This is a genomic window from Pseudomonas sp. Irchel s3a10 (assembly GCF_900187525.1).
GTDB lineage: Bacteria > Pseudomonadota > Gammaproteobacteria > Pseudomonadales > Pseudomonadaceae > Aquipseudomonas > Aquipseudomonas koreensis_G.
Genome location: NZ_FYDR01000004.1, coordinates 378,404 through 398,938, shown reverse-complemented (window position 1 = coordinate 398,938; position 20,535 = coordinate 378,404). Strand labels below are relative to the sequence as shown.

Annotated in this window: 18 protein-coding genes; 2 read left to right on the top strand and 16 right to left on the bottom strand. The window is 61.0% G+C overall.

Features of this window, described 5'->3' with window-relative positions:
* Nucleotides 1-16: 16 nt before the first annotated feature.
* The 3 genes from cysC to msbA all read right to left on the bottom strand — a co-directional run bounded on the left by cysC (nucleotide 17) and on the right by msbA (nucleotide 3,362).
* Nucleotides 17-628, bottom strand: a complete 612-nt coding sequence (gene cysC, locus CKW11_RS14690; protein ID WP_095138088.1) for an adenylyl-sulfate kinase — start codon at nucleotides 626-628, stop codon at nucleotides 17-19.
* A complete protein-coding gene (locus CKW11_RS14685; RefSeq protein ID WP_095138087.1) occupies nucleotides 621-1,325 on the bottom strand; it encodes a sulfotransferase family 2 domain-containing protein in 705 nt (234 codons plus the stop codon). Before CKW11_RS14685 ends, cysC begins: the two co-directional genes overlap by 8 nt.
* A 234-nt stretch (nucleotides 1,326-1,559) precedes the next feature.
* On the bottom strand, nucleotides 1,560-3,362 hold the full coding sequence (gene msbA / locus CKW11_RS14680; protein ID WP_095138086.1) for a lipid A export permease/ATP-binding protein MsbA: 1,803 nt from the start codon (nucleotides 3,360-3,362) through the stop codon (nucleotides 1,560-1,562).
* A 153-nt stretch (nucleotides 3,363-3,515) separates the two neighbouring features.
* Between msbA and CKW11_RS14675 the strand changes: the two genes are divergently transcribed.
* Nucleotides 3,516-5,375: a bifunctional O-antigen ligase/aminoglycoside phosphotransferase family protein gene (locus tag CKW11_RS14675; RefSeq protein WP_095138085.1), complete on the top strand. Its 1,860-nt coding sequence runs from the start codon at nucleotides 3,516-3,518 to the stop codon at nucleotides 5,373-5,375.
* Nucleotides 5,375-6,592: an acyltransferase gene (locus tag CKW11_RS14670; RefSeq protein WP_095138084.1), complete on the top strand. Its 1,218-nt coding sequence runs from the start codon at nucleotides 5,375-5,377 to the stop codon at nucleotides 6,590-6,592. The genes CKW11_RS14675 and CKW11_RS14670 overlap by 1 nt, the downstream gene beginning before the upstream one ends.
* Before the next feature lie 18 nt (nucleotides 6,593-6,610).
* Here the strand turns inward: CKW11_RS14670 and CKW11_RS14665 are convergent, their stop codons facing one another.
* The 13 genes from CKW11_RS14665 to waaC all read right to left on the bottom strand — a co-directional run bounded on the left by CKW11_RS14665 (nucleotide 6,611) and on the right by waaC (nucleotide 20,535).
* The gene (locus CKW11_RS14665) at nucleotides 6,611-7,495 is read right to left on the bottom strand and encodes a glycosyltransferase (protein ID WP_095138247.1); all 885 of its coding nucleotides are present in this window, start codon (nucleotides 7,493-7,495) and stop codon (nucleotides 6,611-6,613) included.
* Nucleotides 7,496-7,527: 32 nt separating this feature from the next.
* Nucleotides 7,528-8,682 carry a glycosyltransferase family 4 protein gene (locus CKW11_RS14660; protein WP_095138083.1) on the bottom strand — a complete coding sequence of 385 codons (1,155 nt, stop codon included), beginning with the start codon at nucleotides 8,680-8,682 and terminating at the stop codon, nucleotides 7,528-7,530.
* A complete protein-coding gene (locus CKW11_RS14655; RefSeq protein WP_095138082.1) occupies nucleotides 8,679-10,115 on the bottom strand; it encodes a PIG-L deacetylase family protein in 1,437 nt (478 codons plus the stop codon). The genes CKW11_RS14660 and CKW11_RS14655 overlap by 4 nt, the downstream gene beginning before the upstream one ends.
* Nucleotides 10,116-10,123: 8 nt before the next feature.
* Nucleotides 10,124-11,020: an antimicrobial resistance protein Mig-14 gene (locus CKW11_RS14650; RefSeq protein WP_095138081.1), complete on the bottom strand. Its 897-nt coding sequence runs from the start codon at nucleotides 11,018-11,020 to the stop codon at nucleotides 10,124-10,126.
* The gene (locus tag CKW11_RS14645) at nucleotides 11,020-12,150 is read right to left on the bottom strand and encodes a glycosyltransferase (RefSeq protein ID WP_027611372.1); all 1,131 of its coding nucleotides are present in this window, start codon (nucleotides 12,148-12,150) and stop codon (nucleotides 11,020-11,022) included. The genes CKW11_RS14650 and CKW11_RS14645 overlap by 1 nt, the downstream gene beginning before the upstream one ends.
* The gene (locus tag CKW11_RS14640) at nucleotides 12,134-13,891 is read right to left on the bottom strand and encodes a carbamoyltransferase (RefSeq protein WP_095138080.1); all 1,758 of its coding nucleotides are present in this window, start codon (nucleotides 13,889-13,891) and stop codon (nucleotides 12,134-12,136) included. The genes CKW11_RS14645 and CKW11_RS14640 overlap by 17 nt, the downstream gene beginning before the upstream one ends.
* Nucleotides 13,892-14,062: 171 nt before the next feature.
* Nucleotides 14,063-14,398: a YceK/YidQ family lipoprotein gene (locus tag CKW11_RS14635; protein ID WP_095138079.1), complete on the bottom strand. Its 336-nt coding sequence runs from the start codon at nucleotides 14,396-14,398 to the stop codon at nucleotides 14,063-14,065.
* Nucleotides 14,399-14,611: 213 nt separating this feature from the next.
* Nucleotides 14,612-16,063, bottom strand: a complete 1,452-nt coding sequence (locus tag CKW11_RS14630) for a lipopolysaccharide kinase InaA family protein (RefSeq protein ID WP_095138078.1) — start codon at nucleotides 16,061-16,063, stop codon at nucleotides 14,612-14,614.
* Nucleotides 16,063-16,815, bottom strand: coding sequence for a lipopolysaccharide kinase InaA family protein (locus CKW11_RS14625; protein WP_095138077.1), 753 nt, complete (start codon nucleotides 16,813-16,815; stop codon nucleotides 16,063-16,065). The genes CKW11_RS14630 and CKW11_RS14625 overlap by 1 nt, the downstream gene beginning before the upstream one ends.
* Nucleotides 16,812-17,546: a lipopolysaccharide kinase InaA family protein gene (locus tag CKW11_RS14620; RefSeq protein WP_095138076.1), complete on the bottom strand. Its 735-nt coding sequence runs from the start codon at nucleotides 17,544-17,546 to the stop codon at nucleotides 16,812-16,814. Before CKW11_RS14620 ends, CKW11_RS14625 begins: the two co-directional genes overlap by 4 nt.
* A complete protein-coding gene (gene rfaP / locus CKW11_RS14615) occupies nucleotides 17,546-18,352 on the bottom strand; it encodes a lipopolysaccharide core heptose(I) kinase RfaP (RefSeq protein ID WP_095138075.1) in 807 nt (268 codons plus the stop codon). Before rfaP ends, CKW11_RS14620 begins: the two co-directional genes overlap by 1 nt.
* Nucleotides 18,353-19,474, bottom strand: a complete 1,122-nt coding sequence (locus CKW11_RS14610) for a glycosyltransferase family 4 protein (protein ID WP_095138074.1) — start codon at nucleotides 19,472-19,474, stop codon at nucleotides 18,353-18,355.
* Complete coding sequence (waaC, locus tag CKW11_RS14605; RefSeq protein ID WP_095138073.1) at nucleotides 19,474-20,535, bottom strand: lipopolysaccharide heptosyltransferase I; 1,062 nt, start codon at nucleotides 20,533-20,535, stop codon at nucleotides 19,474-19,476. Before waaC ends, CKW11_RS14610 begins: the two co-directional genes overlap by 1 nt.

Genomic DNA, 20,535 nt, shown 5'->3' with positions numbered 1-20,535 from the left:
CAGTCCGTTATTTTGCTCATTTTTTGAGCACCAACGCTGCCAGTTGTCCACAGGCTTCGGACAATTGCAGCGCCTCGGTGTCGATCTGCCACTCGGCTGCCAATGGCGCTTCGTAAGGACTGTCCACGCCCGTAAAGTGCGTGATCCGACCTTCCCGTACAGCCTGATACAAACCTTTCGGATCACGACGGGCGCAGACTTCCAGCGTAGTGCTGACGTGCACTTCAATGAACTCACCCGGGGCAAACAGTCTGCGCGCAGCGTCGCGTTCGGCGCGGAAGGGCGAAATGGCCGCAACGATCACAATCAGCCCGGCGTCGACCATCAACCGCGCCACCTCGGCCATACGCCGAATGTTTTCCCGGCGACAGACGTCGCTCATGCCCAGGTCGCGGCACAGTCCATTGCGCACATTGTCGCCATCAAGCAAAAAGGTGTGCAGACCCGACGCATGCAGGTGCAGTTCGAGGGCATTGGCCAGGGTTGACTTGCCGGCGCCGGAAAACCCGGTCAACCACAGACAACGCGGGCGCTGTGCCTTGAGCGCTGCCCGGGCCTGGTGCGAGAGCGCCAGACCGTAAGGCCGAATGGCGAGCGTCTGTAGCGGCAGTGACAGGGACTCATTCATAACCGAGCAACTCGTAATCACGCTGATACACCCGACGCACCAGTCGCCGGGTGCGCACCGAACAGAACTCGCGCGCCGGCGTCGATTGTCGTTCCCGCGACACGTTGACGTGAGGCAACTCCACAGTCAGCCCCAACTGCTCACATACCAGACGAAAATCCCGCGTCAGGTGTTCCTGATACCCGATGAAGTCCAGCGCCAGATGCCCCAGCGAATCGGTAAGAAAGTCCGTCTGCGCGGCAAAGTGCAACTGCCGGGAAATCGTTTCCGGATGCAGCCAGCGTGCAACAAAGTCATCAAAATCGCGGTATTGCCGCACCAGCCGCTGCGCCAGATGGTCACGCGCGCTCAACTCGTTGCCACGCAAAAAGGCGTAGGCCGAATAGGCGCGTTCCAGCGGGTCGCGAACAAAAGCGAACTTGAAGGCGTTGGCGAACTGCTCGGGGAATTGCTCTTCGTACCAGTACAACGGCAAGTGCCCGGGACGCCAGCCGTTGAACAGCGCCGTGCAAACGCTGCTGCCAGCACATTTCGGGACATGGATGAACAGGCAGGAACGTTGCTGGAAGGGCTGGGGAAACGTCAGGTTGGCCGACATCGACTTGTTCACCACCTGCCGATCGACCACCGACAGGCGCCCGAGCAGAAAGGCCCGCTGCGGCTTGGGCAGCAGTTTCCAGAGATAGCGTTGCAACATGAAAGCACCCGCGCGACGGGGATGGCCCCCTCGATGAAAAGTCAGAGTTCGTTGAGGAACCTTAACAAGCGCGGTGCCCGGATTTATTCCGGTTTGGTCAAGAAGGGTAAAGGTCTGGATACAAACGACTGTGGGAGCGAGCCTGCTCGCGATAGCGGGTGAACATTCGACACGGACGTCGTCTGTTGCAGCGCTTTCGCGAGCAGGTTCACTCCCACAGGGCAGGGCCTGGAATCAGGCGATATCTTCGGCCGGGGCATCGAGGCCCATGGCGTTGAGGCGCGCGTAGTAACCATTTTGCGCCAGCAACTGGTCGTGGGTGCCGCGCTCGACGATGCGGCCCTGATCCATGACCAGAATCAGGTCGGCCTTCTCGATGGTCGACAGACGGTGAGCGATCACCAGCGTGGTACGCCCCTTCATCACCTGATCCAGTGCCGCCTGAATGTGCCGCTCGGACTCGGTGTCGAGTGCTGAGGTGGCCTCGTCGAGAATCAGCAGTGGCGCGTTCTTCAGCAACGCACGGGCAATCGCCAGACGCTGACGCTGACCACCGGAAAGCAGGACGCCGTTCTCGCCGACCTGGGTGTCCAGACCTTGCGGCAGTTGCGAAATGAAGTCCATCGCGTAGGCATCACGTGCGGCTTTCTCGATGTCCTCGCGCGGCGCACCGGCCAGATCGCCATAAGCGATGTTGTTGGCCACGGTATCGCTGAACAGGGTCACGTGCTGGGTCACCTGAGCGATGTGACGACGCAGGTTGAGCAGTTTGTACTGTTCGACTTCCACATCGTCGATGAGGATTTCGCCCTTGTCGTGGTGATAGAAACGCGGGATCAGGTTGGCCAGCGTCGACTTGCCACTGCCCGAACGCCCGACCAGTGCGACCATCTGCCCCGGCTGAACCGAGAAGCTGATGTCGTCCAGCACCTGGCGTTCGGTGCCAGGGTAGGTGAAGCTGAGGTTGCGCACGTCCAGACGACCGCTCACCGCATCGCGCTCGACCGTACCGGTATCGACTTCCGGCTCGACGTCCAGTTGCTCGAAAATGCTCTCGGCACCGGCCACGCCTTTCTGAATGGTCGAACTGACTTCGGACAATTGACGGATTGGCTTGGGCAGCAGGCCCGCCAGGGTGATGTAGGCAACCATGTCACCGGCCGAGGCGTCACCGCGCAGGTACAGCACGAGGAACATCAGCACCGCCATGGCGGTGTAGATCACCAGTTGCAGCATCGGCGTATAGATCGCACCCGTGCGAGTCATGCGCAGTTGCTTGTCGGTGTTGCCCTGGCTGGCATCGAAGAAGCGCTTTTCTTCATAGGCCTCGCCGCCGAAGCTGCGAACCACGCGATAACCCTGAATGGTTTCCGAGGCCACATGCGTGACGTCACCCATCGCCAGTTGAATCTTCTTGCTCTGTTTGCGGAATTTCTTGCTGGCGGTGCGCACCATCAAGGCGATGAGCGGCAGGATAGCCACCATCACCAGGGTCAGCTTCCAGTTCATGAACAACAGCGAGGCGAACAGGAAAATCACCGTCATGCCTTCACGGATTACGACCTTGATCGCATCTGTTGCCGCCCCCGTGACCATCGTCACGTTGAAGGTGATACGCGAAATCAGATGACCGGAGTTATGCTTGTCGAAGTAGCGGTTAGGCAGCACCAACAGGTTGTTGAACAACTGCACACGCAAGTCATGCACCAGGCCCAGGGAAACCTTGGCCAGGAAATAGTTGCCCAGATAGGAGCCCAGCCCCTGCCACGCGGCGATCAGGATGATCAGTAGCGGTACGGCCTGCAACAGTTGCAGGTCACGCAGGTACGGCACGGAGGGAAACAGCACCGCTTCAGGGTTGGACAGGCCATCGACAAAGTACTTGAGGATGTAGCCAAGCATCGGTTGCGTCGAGGCGAAAATCAGAAAGCCGACGATGCTGATCAGGAACAGACTGATGTACGGCCGGACATAGCCGAGCAGGCGGAAGTAGATTTTCAAGCTCGATGGGCTTGCGGCGGGACTGGAATCGGTCATATCACGCGAAAGTCGATAAAAAGGACGCTGACTTTAGCACAGCTTCTTCAGGGTTCTGGCAATCGGCGAAAGGCTGTTATTGTTATGCACCTTTTCTGCATCAAATAGCCATCACTCGAATGGTCGATCAACCTCAGGAATGAATCTCACAGCATGCAACTTCGCGGCTTCAGCAGTACGTCCAATCGGATTTTCGATTTCATTAGCCTGTGGATTCTTCCCGCCGGTTATTTCCTGCTCCTGTGCGCGCTGTTCTTTTTGCCGGGTCGAAGCCTGCATCACAAGCTGTTCTATGGCCTGTTCAGCATTCCGACACTGATCGCCCTATGCCTGCGCCCGCGCGAACTCAAGGAGCTGCTGCGCGAGCCGATCTTCATTGCAGTCCTGCTGTTTGCTGCGTGGGCCTTGCTCAGCCTGGCGTGGGGCCCTGGCGAGCTACTTGGCGGAATGTTCAAGCCACCGCTGCACACTTTGCTGCTGTTTGCCGGCTGTTACCTGCTGGTGCGCTATCGCAGCGATATTCTGCAACCCTTGCTGTTCGGCGCGGCGCTGGTCGCACTGATCGCCACGACCATTTTCCTGTTCATGTTCGCCCGGGTTTATGAACCAGGCATGCGCCTGATCGGCGGTGGTGCCTTCGATAACCCGTTGCTCAGCTCGCACCTGTTCGGCTTCTTCAGTGCCTACTGGCTGAGCGTGACCATGACCTGCAAGCGCCGCCAGATGATGTGGCTCAGCGTGCCGGCGATGGCGATCATGTTCATGTCGGTGATCGGCACTGGCTCCCGAACGCCGCTGGTAGCACTGACCATGGCCGCGCTGTGGCTGTGCTTCATCTGCTGGAACCGACGTTCAGTGGGGTTGCTGGTGGCCCTGGCCCTGAGCGGGGTCGCGATCTTCACGCTGTTTTCGCAGATGATCATTGAACGAGGTGATTCCTACCGGCTGGAAATCTGGCAAATCGTGTTGCACAAGATTGCCGACCACCCGTGGCTCGGTCATGGCTACAGTGCCACCCTCGCTGTCGACCCGGGCGTTGGCTACATCCTTCAGGAACCACACAGCTTTGTCCTCGGTGTCCTGTATTACGTCGGGATCATCGGCCTGCTGCCATGGTTGTTTTTCCTGTTCTGGGGCCTGCTGAGCAGTTGGCGCCAGCGTGTGCAGCCACTGCTGATCATTGCCTCGACCTGGCTGGTATTCGGTATCGGTGCCGGGCTGACCGAAGGCGGCGGGATCATTTCGCGGCCCAAGGAACACTGGTTCCTGTTGTGGATCCCACTGGCACTGATCGCGGCGTTGAGCATCAATCAACGCGCGCGGCGTCTGTTGACCCTTCCAGTGCAAAAGCTGTCGCTTGAAGGCCTGGAACAATTGAGCCGCGAAGCCCGGATCATCGAAGAAGACGGCCTGGGCCCGAAAGTCCTGCGCCTGTCCGATGGCAGCTTCCTCAAACTGTTCCGCCGTCGCCGCTGGTACACCTCCGGCAGTTTCAATCCCTACTCCGAACGTTTCGCGGTCAACAGCGAACAACTGCGCCAGATGGGCATTCCGACCCCACAAATATTGAATCTGTACCGTCTCGACGATGGCAGCAGTGCCGTGCATTACACGCCATTAGCGGGGCACACGCTGCGTCAGGTGCTGCAGAGCATTACGGCTCCGGCGGTGCGCCAGGCGCTGGTGGAGCGCTTTGGCAAATTCATGGCGCAACTGCACGAGAAAGGCGTGTATTTCCGCTCGCTGCATCTGGGCAACGTACTGGTGCTGGAAGATGGCGAGTTCGGCTTGATCGATCTGGCCGACCTGCGTATCTACCCTACTCCGCTCAGTCTTTCCCTGCGCCAACGCAATTTGCGTCATATGCAACGTTACACTGTCGACAAACGCTGGCTGTTCGAGGATCACCTCGATGCGTTGCTCCAGGGGTACGCCATGACGGCGTCCAAATCCGCGGTTGAAAATCTGCACAGGCAAGTGCTGGCCGGCAACGCCCCGGCCCGAGTTCAGTGATGATCGAAACCAATCCGCTTATCGCGCTGGCAGCCTATCTGCTGGCCATCGTCACCTCCGCCCTGCTGTTGCGCGCGGTGCCGAAAATCGCTCGGCACCTGCAGCATTCCGGCGAAAGTCGATATGCCAGCATCGACGGTCTGCGCGGCTATCTGGCGTTTGGTGTGTTCGTGCACCACTCGGTCATTACCTGGATCTTCTTGCGCACCGGGGTGATCGACTTTCCGCCGAGCAACTTCTATTCGATGCTGGGTCAGGGCAGCGTCGCGCTGTTCTTCATGATCACCGGTTTTCTGTTCTGGAGTCGCCTGCTCGCGCAGGGACGCAACCATGACTGGCTGGCGTTCGGCGTCTCACGGGCATTTCGTCTGTATCCGCTGTACCTGCCGCTGATGCTGCTGGTGTTCGTCTCGATCTTCCACTTGCAGGACTGGCAAATGAAGGAGCCTGGCCTGGAGCTGTTCAAACAGATCCTCGCCTGGCTGACGTTCGACCGCCCGGACATCAACCAGTACCGTCATTCCGGCATGCTGATATCCAACGTCACCTGGACGCTGGCCTATGAGGTGTTTTTCTACATGGCGCTGCCATTGGCCGGGCTGGTGTTCATCTACCGCGGCAGCTGGTTGCAAGTGGTGCTGTGCCTGATCGGCATCTACACGCTGTACCAGGTCATCGGCTGGGAACATTCGCTGAAGAAACACTTTCTGGCGAGCTTCCTCGGTGGCATCGCCGCCGCCTACTGGATTCGCCGACCGGCGCTCGTGGCATGGAGCCAGTCACGCCTGGCGAGCATCATTGCCGTGCTCGCGCTGGTGATTGCGTTCACCGCGTTCAGTCGTGCATTCAAGACTGCACCGCTGTTTTTGCTGGGATTGTTTTTCGTGATCGTAGCGTCCGGCAATAATCTGTTCGGCGCGCTGAAACCACGCAGCATTCGCTGGCTCGGCGAAATCAGCTACAGCACCTATCTGCTGCACGGGTTTGTCCTGTGGTTGATGGTGCAACGGCTGCCGCTATTGCTGGATATCGATGCGCGAGAAACGGCGGTGTACCTGCCCTTGGTGGCCGTCTGCACGTGCTTGCTGATTCTGATCAGCAGCGCGACGTTCCTCTATATCGAACAGCCGGGCATGGCTGCCGGCAAGAAGGTTGTGCATTGGCTGCGCCAGCGTCAGAAGGGCGAAAAGCGCCTGCCGGAGAAGGTCGCTCGCTGAGTGCGAGCGACTGCCGGCTCAGTCCTTTTCCAGCGGGGAAAAGAGCAAACGCCCCAGTCCGCGCCAGGTCTTCTTGTTCCAGGCCTTGAACGGGATCTGTGCCAGTAGCTCGCGTGCCAGCTTGCGATTTCGGTTGGCGGTCTTGAGGAACATCGAGTTCAGCGCCTTGAAGCGCACTTCGTCGTACAGCGGATGATCGCTGAACAGCGCATAGGTGCGCAGGATGTTCTCGATCATGAAGCGATGGTTCTTGTACGAGTTGGTGGCGTGCTTGCGGTAGCGCGCCATCACCACATTCAAACCGTCGATGAAGTAGCCAGCACGGGTCACCTTCAGCTCGATGTACAGGTCTTCAAGACGAATCGTCGGATCGAATCCTCCCACCTTCTCCAGCGCCTCACGACGGATCATCAACGTCGGTGCCGGTGGATACGGCTTGCGTTCAAGAAACATGTCGTCGAAATCGAGGCGGCGAAACGGCACGTCGCGGCGCTGACGCTTTTCTGGATAAAGGCTGCCGTCGGCGTGCATCAGCTCGATATTGCCGGCACAGATCCCGACTTCAGGCTTGCCGTCCATGTACGCCACCTGGGTGGCAATACGTTCGGGGTACATGATGTCGTCGGAGCCGAATGGCACGATCAGGCTGCCCTTCGAGCGGGCGATCGCGCCGTTGAGGGTGTTGGTCAGGCCCTGATTCTGCTGCACACGGAAATCGAAGCGGTACTGCGCCTGCAAAGCGCTGATGCGCTCGACGCTGTCGTCCTTCGAACCGTCGTCGACCACCAGCAGCTCAATATTCTTGTAACTCTGGTTGAGGACGCTGAGGATGCTTTCTTCAATATACGGGCCGTGGTTGTACGAGGCGATGATCACGGTGACGAGAGCGTTGGCTTCGCTCATGGCTTGTTCTTCGCTCACGGTTTTCTCTTCGCTCACGGCTGCTCCTTGCGGGCCTGCTCCAGGCCAGAGTCGATCAGATCCAGGTATTCCTGACGGAACACCTCGATGTCGTGTTGTTCCTGCAGATAGCGGTAGGCCTGCTCGCCCTTGGCCTTGAGTTCGTCGTCCGACAGCGCCAGATAGTTATCCAGCGCGGCGACCAGACTCGGCACGTCCTTGGGCGTGATCGCCAGACCACCGGCACCTTCGATCAGCGGCAACATCGCCGGCACGTTCGAAGCGATCACCGGCAGGTGTCCGCTCATGCCTTCGAGCAACGCCAGGCCCAGGCCTTCGGCCAGCGACGGCATGGTCCAGATGTCGAACGCACGCACGTATTGCAGAGCGTTTTCCTTGAAACCCAGCAGGTGCGCGCGACCGCTCAGGCCCAGTTGCTCGATCTCGGCCGCCAGCGGTGCCTGCAGGCGCCCGGCACCGATGATCGCCAACTGGGTGTTCGGGTATTTGTCCTTCAGTGCGGCAAAGGCTTGCAGCAGATAGGTGTGGCCCTTGACCGATACCAGCCGCCCCAGCGCGCCGATCAAGCGCACATTCGGATCGATGCCCAACAACTCGCGAGCTTTTTCGCGGCTGTGCTGCAAGCCTTCGGCCTGCTGGATGTCGATGGCATTGGTGATGGCGTAGGTGTTCTGGTCGGTGAAGCCGCAATCGCAATCGAGCAGGTACTGTTTGACCGCCGGCGACACACCGACGAAGCGCCAGTGCCGATCGATCAGACGCTGGGTCTGACGACGCCGGTAAAAGCGGTCGTATTCGCCGAAACCGTGGGAGATGCCAATGCACAGCGGCACCTTCAGCCAGCGATTGAGCGCCAGCATCATGTTCACCGGTTTGAAGCGGTTGCAGATCACCACGTCGAACTTTTCCCGGCGGCAGAACTTGTACAGCTGCCACATCGCCCGCAGGCGCATGCCCTTGAGCGACTTGTCGGAAAACTCGAAGTACACCGAATGGTCGGCCCGGCTCACCGGCTCGCCCGGCCCCGGTTTGCCGCGCAGGAAAGCCGCGGTGATCTCATAGCGATCGCTCGGCAGCGCCTTGACGATCTGCTCGGCGAGGTCGGCAAAGTCATGGGCTTTGACGTTGTAGTCGGGTTGCAGCTGCAACACCTTGAACCGTTGACTCATGACTCTCCCCGCTGAACGACTGTCTCACCGTGCTTCAGTAGCCAGAACAACTCCTGGCGCCTGACCGCTTTTCGAAAAAATTCGTTTTCGCCGTACACCGACGCGGCCCGCCCGGCGAGCACACACTGGATAACCCGGCGCAGGCGACGCTTGAACGGTGCCGGCGGCTGCAAGTCATGCATCATGCCCAGCGCCATGGCCTTGTCCCGCTGCAACTCGATGGACAGCGGCAGGCACAGCGGCTGCATCGGCACCGCCAAATCGAAGGCCGGCGGCAAGGCAATGCCCTGCCCGGTGTTGCCCATCGGCCAGCGGTCGTTGTCATGCAAATGGTTGGCATAACCGAGCAACGTCGGCTGCCAGTCGAGACCCTGGAGCGCCTGCAAAACCGCTTGCTGGGCGCAGATATGGTCAGGGTGCGGATCGAGGGTCGGGTGCGGCAGCACGATCACCTCCGGACGCGCGCGCAGCAGCACTTCACGCAGGTCGGCCAGCAGGTTGTTCCAGGTCGGCGCGCCGTCGGCATCGCCCGGCAGAGTGAACGGATTCAACTGACGAAACAGTCGCGTGTCGTTCAAGTCCGCTTCGCGCGAGCCCGCCGCCTGATTCGGTGCGGCCTGCATCGCCGCCAGTTGCAGGCAGAAGTAGCCGAGTTGCACGCAGTGTTCCTGCGGCACACCAGCCCAACGCGGCACGGCGAGGCTGTCCCAGGCACGCAGACGGCCCTTGAGCCGCGCCGCCTCGACCTTGTTCATGCCCATCTGTTGATAGTGTTCGGCTTCGATCTCACCTGCGGTCAGAGTGACGATCCAGGCTTCATCGGCCTGACTGTACAAGCCATACGCCGCCAACTCGGCATCGTCGGCGTGCGGGGCAATCACCATCACCCGCTGACGGCGGTAGTCCGGTTGCTCCAGCGCCCACAGCAGCGGCTCGCCGAAGACTCGGCAAAAGCGCCCGCGCAAGCGCAACTGGCCTTGCGACAAAGCTTGCGCCTGACCGCTCAGATTCAGATAACGCAGGCCATTGACCCCGCGCTCGAAGGTTTGCGAATCGGGATTCGCCCCGCCGAGCAGTTCGACGCGCGGATCAAAGAAGCGTCCGAGCCAACTGCTTTTCACTCGCACCGCGAGGATCAACGTCGCTTCGTCGACCAGCATCACGCCTTCATCCAGACGCAACTGCTCGCCGCTCAAATGCACCTTCGGCTGCGGTGTGAACGGCGGAAAGCTGTACTGGTAATCGTCTTTCGGCGAATAGAACAGATGATCGGCAAACCACGCCTCGTGGGCGATCCAGCCAACCACCGCGAGCACCAGCGGCAACCACCACGCGACCAGCACACCGAGCGCGATCAACGCGACCAGGGCGATCAGCAAGGTAATGCGTTTATTGCGCCGATGACGCTTGAGCAGTTGCTGTTTGCGGCTCATGGGCTGACTCATACGGTGAACACCGGCACAGGATTGCACCAGCGATCCTTGTATTCACGGTCGGCGCGACCGAAGGAAAACCGCAGCGGCTTGTTCAGGGCGCGCGCATGTTCCCAGGCGCTTTGCGTATTCAGAAAGCTCAACACACTTCCGGGGCTGAATTCGCGGGTCTCGGGATCGACGCCACCGTTGATGTATTCGACGCTGATCCACTCCGGCGCTTCGACGCGGTACACCAGTTGAATGGCGATCGGCGCATCATTGAGGAAGATCACCGAGCCAATCAGCAGTTCGCGCAGCAGCTCGATGACCTCGGCCATGCGCGCCGCGCCGGTGGCCGGGAAGCCCCAGCGGCGCTGGAACAGATCACAGTAGATCGCCGCCAGTTCGCCACTGGAAAACTCTGCGACCGGACGTACCACGCCACCCGCCTCTTCCAGCAGGCGCAGTTCGCGGCGCTGGTTGTAGCGAAACTTCTTCGACAGCTCTTCGGGGGTGCGGGCCATGGCCAGTTGTTCGGTCTGCAACTTGAGGCCGCTGAAGCGGTTTTCATTGAGCGCCGACAGATAGCGTGCGCGATGGCGCAACGGTGCCTGGGCATCGACGGCGGCCGGCAGGATCAGCTCGGCATTGCCGAGGTCGAACAGACCTTTCTTGCCGTTACGCTTGAGCACGTCCTTGGACAGGGCCAGGTCGCGGCCCCAGGTCGGGATCGCCGCTTTGACTTCGCCGCCCTGCTCCCACGCCAGATAGCGCACCGGGATGCCGGCCAGATCCGCCAGACGCTCGACAACCAAAGGATGGGTCGCGACGCTGCCGCCAAAACGCTGCCAGGCGGTGGCATAGGTGGAGGCGTCAACGGGCGACCAGCCACGTTCGCGCCAGCCTTGAAATCGGTTGAGCATCAGCCCCTCGGTGCCAGATCGGTAACTTGCGGCAGACGCCAGAAGGTGTCGCGCACCGCACGGTCGGAGAAACGCTCGCGCAGGCGGTCGAGCATCAGCTCGGCGCACTGCCGGCGCTGCTGATCATCCATACCGGCCAAATGTTGCAGGCCTTGTGCAAGGTGTTCGGCATCGCCCAGCGGGAACAGAATGCCAACGCCTTCGACCACTTCCTTCGCCCCGCCACACGCAGTGGCGAGCAACGGTACGCCGGCGGCCATGGCCTCCAGCAGCACCATGCCGAACGGTTCGTGATCGGAGCTCAGGGCAAACACGTCGAAGGCGCGGAAGTAATTGCGCGCGTCCGGTACCTGACCGAGAAACAGCACCCGGTCACCGATGCCCAGCTCGCGCGCCAGCTCCTTGAGGTCCTGTTCCAGACGGCCCTTGCCGAGAATCACCAGCTGACTGTTGCCCGGCAGTCCGGGTAACGCCGCGGCGAAACCGTGCAACAACGTGGCTTGATCCTTGTCCGGGTGCAGCCGTCCGACGTTGCCGACAATGAACGCATCCGCCGCCAGACCGAGGGTCTCGCGAGCCTCGCGGGCTGACACCTGACTGGCCTGCAAGGCCGGCACATCGATGCGGTTGTACAAGGTCTGGATGCGCGTCGACGGCCATTTCGGCAGACAGCGCCGCATGTCGTCGCGCACCGCGTCGGAGACGCCGAGCAGGCTCAGGCGCTTGCGGAAAATGTGCGCGAACAGCTTGCGCGTGCCGCGTTTGTAATCGTCAAACGCGTGATGCACGCCAATCACCGGCAGCGAGGTGCCGAGCAAGGCGATGTAGATCGGCTTGAAGCGATGGGCGATGCAGAAACTGAAATTGCGTGAAGCGGCGATCTTGCGCAGATCGCCGATGGCGCCCAGCTTCAGGCCACGAATGGCCTTGGAGCTGTATTCCATGAACAACACTTCATCGGAAGCACACGCTGCGGCCACCTCGCTGTCGGCGGCCCCGGTCAGAAAGACCGTGGTCACCCGATAACCGGTGCCCGCGAACAGGCTGGCGTACTGCCGTGCGCAGTCGAGGAACGGCCCGTCATAGCCGTGACAGAACTGCAGCACATGGCGTTCAGCCGAGCGAGTCATAAGCGTTTGCGCCCTCTTTGACCACCAGAATGTCTTCCATGATCAGGTACTGCAGATCGGAGCCGAAGAACATGTTCAGGGCGTCGGTCGGCGAGCAGATCATCGGTTCACCACGACGGTTCAGCGAGGTGTTCAGCGACACGCCGTTGCCGGTGAGGTCTTCCAGTGCCTTCATCATGTCGTAGTAGCGCGGGTTGTATTCGCGCTTCAGGACCTGAGCCCGGGAAGTGCCGTCTTCGTGGACGACTTCCGGCACGCGGGTCTTCCACTCTTCCGCCACTTCGAAGGTGAAGGTCATGAACGGCGCCGGGTGATCGATCTTGATCATCTGTGGCGCAACGGTATCGAGCATCGACGGGCAGAACGGCCTCCAGCGCTCGCGGAACTTGATCTGGTGGTTGATGCGGTCAGCCACACCGGCCACGCTCGGGCAACCGATGATCGAACGACCACCGAGCGCACGCGGACCGAACTCCATGCGGCCCTGGAACCAGGCCACCGGGTTGCCATCGACCATGATCTTGGCGATCTGCTCCGGCATGTTGTCGAGCTTGCGCCAGGTCGGCTTGTTCTCGTGACGGGCGCACGCGGCGATCACGTCTTCGTTGCTGTACGACGGGCCGAGGTAGACGTGTTCCATCTTCTCGACCGGCACGCCACGGGCGTGGGACACATAGGCCGCTGCGCCGACCGCGGTACCGGCATCGCCGGACGCCGGCTGTACGAACAGTTCCTTGATGTCATCGCGGGCGATGATTTTCTGGTTCAGCTTGACGTTCAACGCGCAGCCACCGGCGAAGGCCAGCTTGCCGGTTTCCTTGAGCACATCGCCCAGGTAGTAGTCGATCATCTGCAACGCCAGTTTCTCGAACAGCGCTTGCATGCTCGCGGCGTAGTGGATGTACGGTTCGTCGGCGATATCGCCTTCACGCTTGGGACCCAGCCACTCGATCAGCTTCGGCGAGAAGTAGAAGCCTTTGCCCTTCTCTTTATAGCGACGCAGGCCGATCACATTGGCGTAGTCGGTGTTGATCACCAGTTCGCCGTTCTCGAACGAGGCCAGACGCGAGAAATCATATTTGCTGGCGTCGCCGTACGGCGCCATGCCCATGACCTTGAACTCACCGTCGAGCATCTCGAAACCGAGGAACTCGGTGATCGCGCCATACAGGCCGCCGAGAGAGTCCGGATCGAAGAATTCCTTGATCTTGTGGATCTTGCCGTTTTCGCCATAACCGAAGAAGGTCGTCGCGTACTCGCCCTTGCCGTCGACGCCGAGGATCGCGGTTTTCTCTTTGAAACCCGAGCAGTGGTAAGCGCTGGAGGCGTGAGCCAGGTGGTGCTCGACCGGCTCGATCTTGATCTTCTTCGGATCAAAACCCAGTTGCTCCAGGCACCAGACGATCTTGTTGCGATAGCGCTTGTAGCGACGGTTGCCCATCAGGATCGCATCGAGGGCGCGATCCGGCGCGTACCAGTAACGCTTGGCATAGTGCCAGCGGGCCTTGCCGAACAGGCTGATCGGGGCGAACGGAATCGCCACCACGTCAACGTCGGACGGCTTGATACCCGCCTGTTCCAGGCAGAACTTCGCCGATTCGTAGGGCATGCGGTTCTTTGCATGCTTATCGCGGACGAAGCGCTCTTCTTCAGCCGCCGCCACCAGCTTGCCGTCGATGTACAAGGCGGCTGAAGGGTCATGGCTAAGGGCGCCGGACAGGCCAAGAATCGTCAATGCCACAGGGTCTAGCCTCTTTAGTCTGCATTCAGGCGCGATGCGCCTTGAAAATTGATGTGCCCTCGCACCGGGCGAGAGACAGCTAAAGGGCGGGATTATAGCGTAAACGTGGCGGGAATGACCCTGTGCGAATTGCCCTTGGTGAATCGGCCCGGTGAAACCTTGCTTTCACACTCAATAACCGCCCGCGCGCCAATAGATACCAAGATTGCCGTCACTGGCTTGGCGGTAAATCGTATACGGCAACACCACCGTATCCAGCACCCCGGACAATGGCAGGTCCAGCAACACGAATGGCACCAAGACGCCGGAGGGGTCAGGGGGCGCGTGGAGCACACAGAAGTCGAACGCCAGACCACTGTAGATCCGCGGTATCGATTGGCAGTAGGTTTTCTGTTTGCGCATGTCGCGGGCGACGTCAGCGTCCATTTGCAGCACCGAGGCGGTGGTGCCGCAGCCGGATAAAAACCATGCGCAGGTGCTGAGTGTTACGGCGTTTTTGATGGTCAAGTCTTGCCCTCCGAAGTGGTCAGGGCAAGCTAGCATCGAGGCTGGAGCGGGCACAGTTCATGGCTTCTGGAGAAGCTGTAGGACAAGTCAGTGGAGTTTGTCCGCTATTGCTCAACGGGAGATTTTTGGGCCGTAAAAGCCCTATCGCGAGCAGGCTCACTCCTACCGGGGAATGCATTCCCATGTGGGAGCCAGCCTGCTGGCGAAGGCGGCTCAGGCCGCGCTGGAGATGTCCTTGGGCAACCGCTGATCGATCACCTGATACAGCGCGCTGCTCTCGGGCCAGTTGCGCATGAACCGCGCCCGATCCCGCGCATAGGCCGGTGCGAAACTTCCGACAGAGCTGTGCTGACACATCGAATCCAGATCGATCAGTGCCCAGCGATCTTCCTGCCAGAACAGGTTATGCCCCTTGAAGTCGCCATGACTGATGCGCTCGGCAATCAACCGTGCGAACAGTTGATCCAGCGCCTGCAACTCGGACTCCGGCGCCGCACCGCTTTCCACATATGGCGCAAAGCGCTCGATGATGTCCGGCCCTGGCAGGAACTCGGTCACCAGATAGGCGCGGCTGCGCAGCCACAAAAAGCGCTTTTCCAGCACTGCCAGCGGTTTCGGCGTAGCGATGCCAAGGAATGCCAGACGATTACCTTCACGCCAAGAGTGCCACGCGCGGCTCGGACGCCAGAAACGCTTGAGCCAGTGCGCGAAGCCTTTGATGTTGTAGCGCTTGATCACCAGCGAGCGCCCGGCCACCTCGACCTTGCCGACGCTCGCCGCGCCGCCAGTCTTGTACAGATGGCCCTGATCGAGCAGCGCATCGGCCTGATCCAGCACCGGGAGCATCGCCGCTTCTTCCTCGCGACGGATCGCCCGCAAGGCGAACGCACCGCGCTGCACACTGAACAACGTGCACTCGCGGCCCACCTTGATCAGGTAATCCTTCAGGCGCCAGGCGCGCACCTTGGCGATCTGCTTCTGCAAGGCTTCCAGCGGCAACGCGTGCTCGCTATTGCTCAGCAGGTAATACACCAGCAATTCTTCGGTGAACGGCTCCAATGACTTGGGCAACTGGGCGAAAAACACACCGAGGTTTTCCAGCACTTTCTGCCGCGACAACGGCTGGCCAGCGGTCTCGGCGCAGATCCCGGCGCCATCGATCAGGTACAGCTGACCGCCCTGACGCAGCAGGTTGTCCAGGTGCAGATCTTCCTGCCACAGGCCTTTGCCATGCAGTTGACCGATCGCGCCCAGCGCCTCGGCGAGTACCGCCGATTGCTCGTCCGCCAACACTGGCAGCGATTCGACTTTCTGCCAGGCCTCACCGAGGCTTTCGGCACCTTCGAGGAATTCGAACAGCAGCCAGCCGCCCTCGCCGTCCTGCAAGCCATCGGCCAACAGCAACGGCGTGGTCAGACCTTGCTCCGCGAGCAGCTTGACGCCCGCCAGCTCGCGCTGAAAATGCCGCGCAGCCTTGCTGCCCACCAGCAATTTGGCCAGCACCGGCCGTCCGCGCCAGACCCCGGCACCGACATAGCGCTGCCCCGGCAACACCCGCAGCAGGCTCAGCAGTTGCAGATCCGCAGGGCCTGCAGCATCGGCAAGCGAAATCGTCAGCGGCAGACTCGGCGCACGTCCGGCGTTTTTCAGTTCGGACAAGCGCATCAACGGGTCTCCTTGCGACTGCGCCGTGCGGTCAGGCGCGTCACCCAACTGTCGACCAGCGAACTGTTGACTGGCTGATCGAGATAGGCCGCGAGCAACTCGCGCAATTGCGCTTCGCTCCACTCCGGCGCGCGCCGCAGCAGCGGTTCCAGATCCTTGACCCGGTCGCGCATGCCGAACAGCAGGGGCCGGGTCTTTTCCAGGTCGATCAGCTGTGCCCGATAGCGCTCGCCGTCAGCCTGCAAAAAGATGTGTTTCGGATAAAAGCAGCCGTGCACCTGACGCACGCCGTGCAGCTGGCGCGCCAGTTGTCCACAGGCCTTGAGAATGGCCGATTGCTGCACGGCGGTCAGCTCGGACCAACGCTGAAGCAACGAGTCGAGATCATCCCAGCCGTCGAGGGCACGGGTCAGCAGGATCGCCTGGACTTCGCCCTTGACCTTGCGCTCACCGAAGAACGCCGCTTGCAGCGCCGGGATCCCCAACTTGTTGTAGCGGCTGATATTGCGAAACTCACGGGCGAAACTCGGCTCGCCGAACGGCGCATGCAGGGTGCGGGTCAGGTAGTTGCTCTGGCGCTTGAGGTAGTAGGCCTGCCCTTCAAGCTCCAGGCGAAACACGCTGCTCCAGCCACCACCATCGGTGTTCGGTTCGTCCACGGCTTCGAGCTGTTTGGCCCAGAGCGCGTCGAAAGTGCCGAGGCCATGACGCTCAAGCAGCGCCCGGTCTTCAGCGGCCAGGAAATCAGTCATTCGCGTCCCTCGAAAAATCTCACCACGTGGCGAATCCGTTTCTTGTCGGCGGCATTCAGCCGATCACGTCCGCGGTATTGCAGGTAAAAGCGCAGGCGCTGGGTATTCGACAGGTGATACTTGGCCACCTTGTCGAGACAGGCCAGGTCCTTGGTGATCCGGTACTTGAGCCAGAAGCCGCGCCAGAAATCGCCATTCGGGCAGTCGATCAGAAACAGCTGCGCCTGATCGTCGATCAGCAAATTGCGCCACTTCAGATCGTTATGGGTAAAGCGGTGATCGTGCATGATTCGGGTGTAGCCGGCCAGTTGCCGGCTGATGCCATCAACCCACAGGCGATCCTTGAGTTTCGGATCGTTGCGTTCGGCCAGCGCCGAGAGGTCTTCGGTGCGCGGCAGCTCGCGGGTGATCATCGCGCCACGGGCATAGGCCGCGCCACGTCGCTCCAGGCCCCAGGCCACCACTTCGGCGGTGGGAATGCCCCACTTGGCGAAGCGCTTGAGGTTCTGCCACTCCATCTTCACCCGGGGCTTGCCCAGGTAACGGCGCAAGCCTTTACCGGCGCCGACGTAGCGTTTGACGTAGTAATTCACGCCGTTGCGCTGCACGCGGATGACTTCGGACAGCGGGTCGCGGGTCAGGCGCTCGCCCTGCAGGGCAAACACCGCTTCGAGGCTGCCGAAATCTTCGGCCAGTTCGCTGTATTGCGGTTCAAGCGTCCAACCCGCCATCAGAGCGCATCCCCGTAACGCTGTTTGCGCGCATATAGCTTGTTGGCCTTGCCCTCGAGCCAGCTCAGCAGCGGCGCTTCTTCCGCCAGGATCTGTCGCAGCGGTTGCTGGAAATAGCCCTTGAGAAAACGCAGCTTGTCGCGACGGGTCAGGCCGATGTCCAGTGCCGAGAAATACAGCGCGGCCAGATCCTTGTTGCGCCAGCGTTGAGTAATTCTTGGGCGAGTCTGGGCGCGGTGCAGGTCGATCACCGACAGCTTGAAATCTTCCGGGGTGATCGGCTTGTCGGTGTGCAGCAGAAAGTGGCAGATGTAGCAGTCGCGGTGGTTGACCCCGGCGCGGTGCATCATGCCGGTCATGCGTGCCACTTCAGCGATCAGCGCGCGCTTGAGTTTTGGCTGCGGCGGATTCTTGACCCAATCGATGCTGAAATCTTCGAGGCTGATGGTCGGCGCCAGCTCTTCGGTGACGATGAACGAATGCTGATCGGCCGGGTTGCTGCCCTTCTCGCCGTAAGCCACGGCGGTCATGGTCGGCACGCAGACTTCCTGCAGACGCTGGATCGCCTTCCACTCCTGACCCGCGCCGAGCACCGGCAGCTTGGCGGTCAGCAGGTTCTTGAAGATCTCGCCCCAGCCGATGCCCCGGTGGATCTTGACGAAAAAGCCGTTGCCGTCGACTTCCGTGCGCAGCGTGCGTCGAGCTTCCAGCTCGCGGTAGACCTCGCCCTGCAAGCCTTCGACTTCGGCGAACGGGTCGCGTCCGGCCCAAAGGCTTTTGAACGGTTCAGCCAGCATCAACTTCATTTAAGCGTGCTCCGCCAGAATCACATCGGCCGCGTGCTGCGGCATGCTGTAGAGGTCGGCCGTCTCGGCGAAGGCCAGACCATTGCGGCTCCAGGCCGCGCGTGCAGCGTCGTCATTCAACATGTCAGTCAGGTATTGCGTCAGTTGCGCCTGATCGAACGGTTCGTCCAGCACTCGCCCGGCGTCCGCCTCGGCAATGTAATGGGCGTAACCGCAGACCGCGCTGACCAGCACCGGCAACCCGGCGACCAGCGCTTCGAGCAATACGGTGCCGGTGTTTTCGTTGTACGCCGGGTGGATCAACAGGTCGGCGCCCAGCAGGAAACGCGGGATGTCGCTGCGGCCCTTGAGGAACGTCACGTTGTCGCCCAGGCCCAAAGTCGCACTCTGCATCTGGAACAATTTGGGGTCATCCTGGCCGATTACAAACAGCCGGGTGCGTTTCTTCAGCTCGGCGGGCAATCCGGCCAGCGCCTTGAGGCTGCGATCGACGCCCTTGGTCTTGAACCCGGAGCCGATCTGTACCAGCAGCAACTCGTCGTCCTTGAGGCTGAATTCGGCGCGGAAACCGGCGCGAATCTCGTCGGCATCCGCCGGCCGGCGACGATCCTGGGCGATGCCCGGCGGCAGCAGGTGGAAGCGCTCCAGCGGCGTGTCGTAGTGCTTGATGAACAGCGGCTGCTGCACTTCGGAAATCATCAACACTTCGGTTTTCGCATCTTTGGCGAACACCGCGCGCTCATACTCGGCGAAGTGCCGATAGCGGCCCCAACGGCGGTACAGCGAATGGCGCAGATTCTGCGCCTTGTCTTCGAAGCAGCCGTCGGCGGCGTAGTAGACGTCCAGACCCGGCATCTTGTTGAAGCCGATCAAGCGATCCACCGGACGCTTGGCCAGATCCGCTTCCATCCACGCCGTGAGCTTCTCGTTGCGCCGATGATTGAAGAACGCCTTGACCGGCGCCACCAGCACTTCGAAACCGGGCGGCACGTCGCCTTCCCAGATCAGGGTGTAGACGCGGATCTGATGGCCGCGCTTCTGGCATTCGAGGGCGATGCGCATGAAATCGCGCTGCAAGCCACCGAACGGGAAATATTTGTACAGGACAAAAGCCAATTGCATCAGCGCAGCTCCTCAGCCATTAACAACGTGCTCAGTCGGCTGGCGACACGCTCGGGATTCACACGCGTGAAGCACAGTGGCTGCTCGCGTTTCAGGTCAAACTGACGGGCATCCTGCGCGGTCGGTTGATACGTACATTTCTTTTGCAGGCAAGGGGCGCAGGGGAAATCACTGGCCATGTGAATCTGCACCTTGCCATAGGCGCCGGTCAGGCCCGGGTTGGTCGGGCCGAACAGCGAAATTGTCGGCACATCCAGCGCGGCCGCAAGGTGACCGAGACCGGTGTCCACCGCGACGCAGGCCTGGGCACCGGCCAGCACTTTGCCGACCCCGGCCAGATTCAGCTTCGGCAACACTTCGGCGTGTTTGAAACCGGCGGCAATGCGTTCGGCACGGGCCTTCTCCAGCGGGTTGCCCCACGGCAGTTTTACCCCGACGCCCAGATAGCCGACGCGCTCGGTCAGCTCGCGCCAGTAGGCTTCCGGCCAGTGTTTGGTGTCCCACGTGGTGCCGTGCAAGAACACCACGAAGGAGCTCTTGCGCGGCAATTCGACCAGACGCTCGACGTTGAGGCCGTAGTCGCCCAACCCTTTGGGCAGGTCATAGCCGAGGGCGATGGCGAACAGCTGACGCACCCGTTCGACCGCATGCTGCCCACGGGCCACCGCCAGTTTGCGGTCATAGAAACGTGCAGCGATCGGCTCACGCGCCGAGCCTTTGTCGAGACCAGCTACCGGGGCTTTGACGTAGCGCGTCAGCCAGGCGCTTTTCAGCAGGCCCTGAGCGTCGATCACCAGATCGTATTGGCTGGCGCGCACGCTTTGCTTGAAGCGCTTCCACTCGCCGCTCTTGATCGTCTGCCAGAGGTTCTTGCGCCAACGGCGGATCGCCACCGGAATCACCTTGCCGACGGCCGGGTGCCAGGTCGGGATCTCGGCGAAGCCTTCTTCCACCACCCAGTCGAACTTGATCCCGGGGATGGCCCGGGCCGCGTCGGTCAGCGCCGGCAACGCGTGAATCACGTCGCCCAGCGATGAAGTCTTGATCAGCAATACCCGCAA

Excerpts from the sequence above, each read along its gene's own strand:
- rfaP (WP_095138075.1), bottom strand. The coding sequence starts at position 18,352 with ATGAAGTTGATGCTGGCTGAACCGTTCAAAAGCCTTTGGGCCGGACGC.
- CKW11_RS14645 (WP_027611372.1), bottom strand. The coding sequence starts at position 12,150 with ATGACTCGCTCGGCTGAACGCCATGTGCTGCAGTTCTGTCACGGCTAT.
- CKW11_RS14660 (WP_095138083.1), bottom strand. The coding sequence starts at position 8,682 with ATGAGTCAACGGTTCAAGGTGTTGCAGCTGCAACCCGACTACAACGTC.
- cysC (WP_095138088.1), bottom strand. The coding sequence starts at position 628 with ATGAATGAGTCCCTGTCACTGCCGCTACAGACGCTCGCCATTCGGCCT.
- CKW11_RS14670 (WP_095138084.1), top strand. The coding sequence starts at position 5,375 with ATGATCGAAACCAATCCGCTTATCGCGCTGGCAGCCTATCTGCTGGCC.
- CKW11_RS14655 (WP_095138082.1), bottom strand. The coding sequence starts at position 10,115 with ATGAGCCGCAAACAGCAACTGCTCAAGCGTCATCGGCGCAATAAACGC.
- msbA (WP_095138086.1), bottom strand. The coding sequence starts at position 3,362 with ATGACCGATTCCAGTCCCGCCGCAAGCCCATCGAGCTTGAAAATCTAC.
- CKW11_RS14625 (WP_095138077.1), bottom strand. The coding sequence starts at position 16,815 with ATGACTGATTTCCTGGCCGCTGAAGACCGGGCGCTGCTTGAGCGTCAT.
- CKW11_RS14650 (WP_095138081.1), bottom strand. The coding sequence starts at position 11,020 with ATGCTCAACCGATTTCAAGGCTGGCGCGAACGTGGCTGGTCGCCCGTT.
- CKW11_RS14665 (WP_095138247.1), bottom strand. The coding sequence starts at position 7,495 with ATGAGCGAAGCCAACGCTCTCGTCACCGTGATCATCGCCTCGTACAAC.
- CKW11_RS14675 (WP_095138085.1), top strand. The coding sequence starts at position 3,516 with ATGCAACTTCGCGGCTTCAGCAGTACGTCCAATCGGATTTTCGATTTC.
- CKW11_RS14685 (WP_095138087.1), bottom strand. The coding sequence starts at position 1,325 with ATGTTGCAACGCTATCTCTGGAAACTGCTGCCCAAGCCGCAGCGGGCC.
- CKW11_RS14630 (WP_095138078.1), bottom strand. The coding sequence starts at position 16,063 with ATGCGCTTGTCCGAACTGAAAAACGCCGGACGTGCGCCGAGTCTGCCG.
- CKW11_RS14620 (WP_095138076.1), bottom strand. The coding sequence starts at position 17,546 with ATGGCGGGTTGGACGCTTGAACCGCAATACAGCGAACTGGCCGAAGAT.
- CKW11_RS14610 (WP_095138074.1), bottom strand. The coding sequence starts at position 19,474 with ATGCAATTGGCTTTTGTCCTGTACAAATATTTCCCGTTCGGTGGCTTG.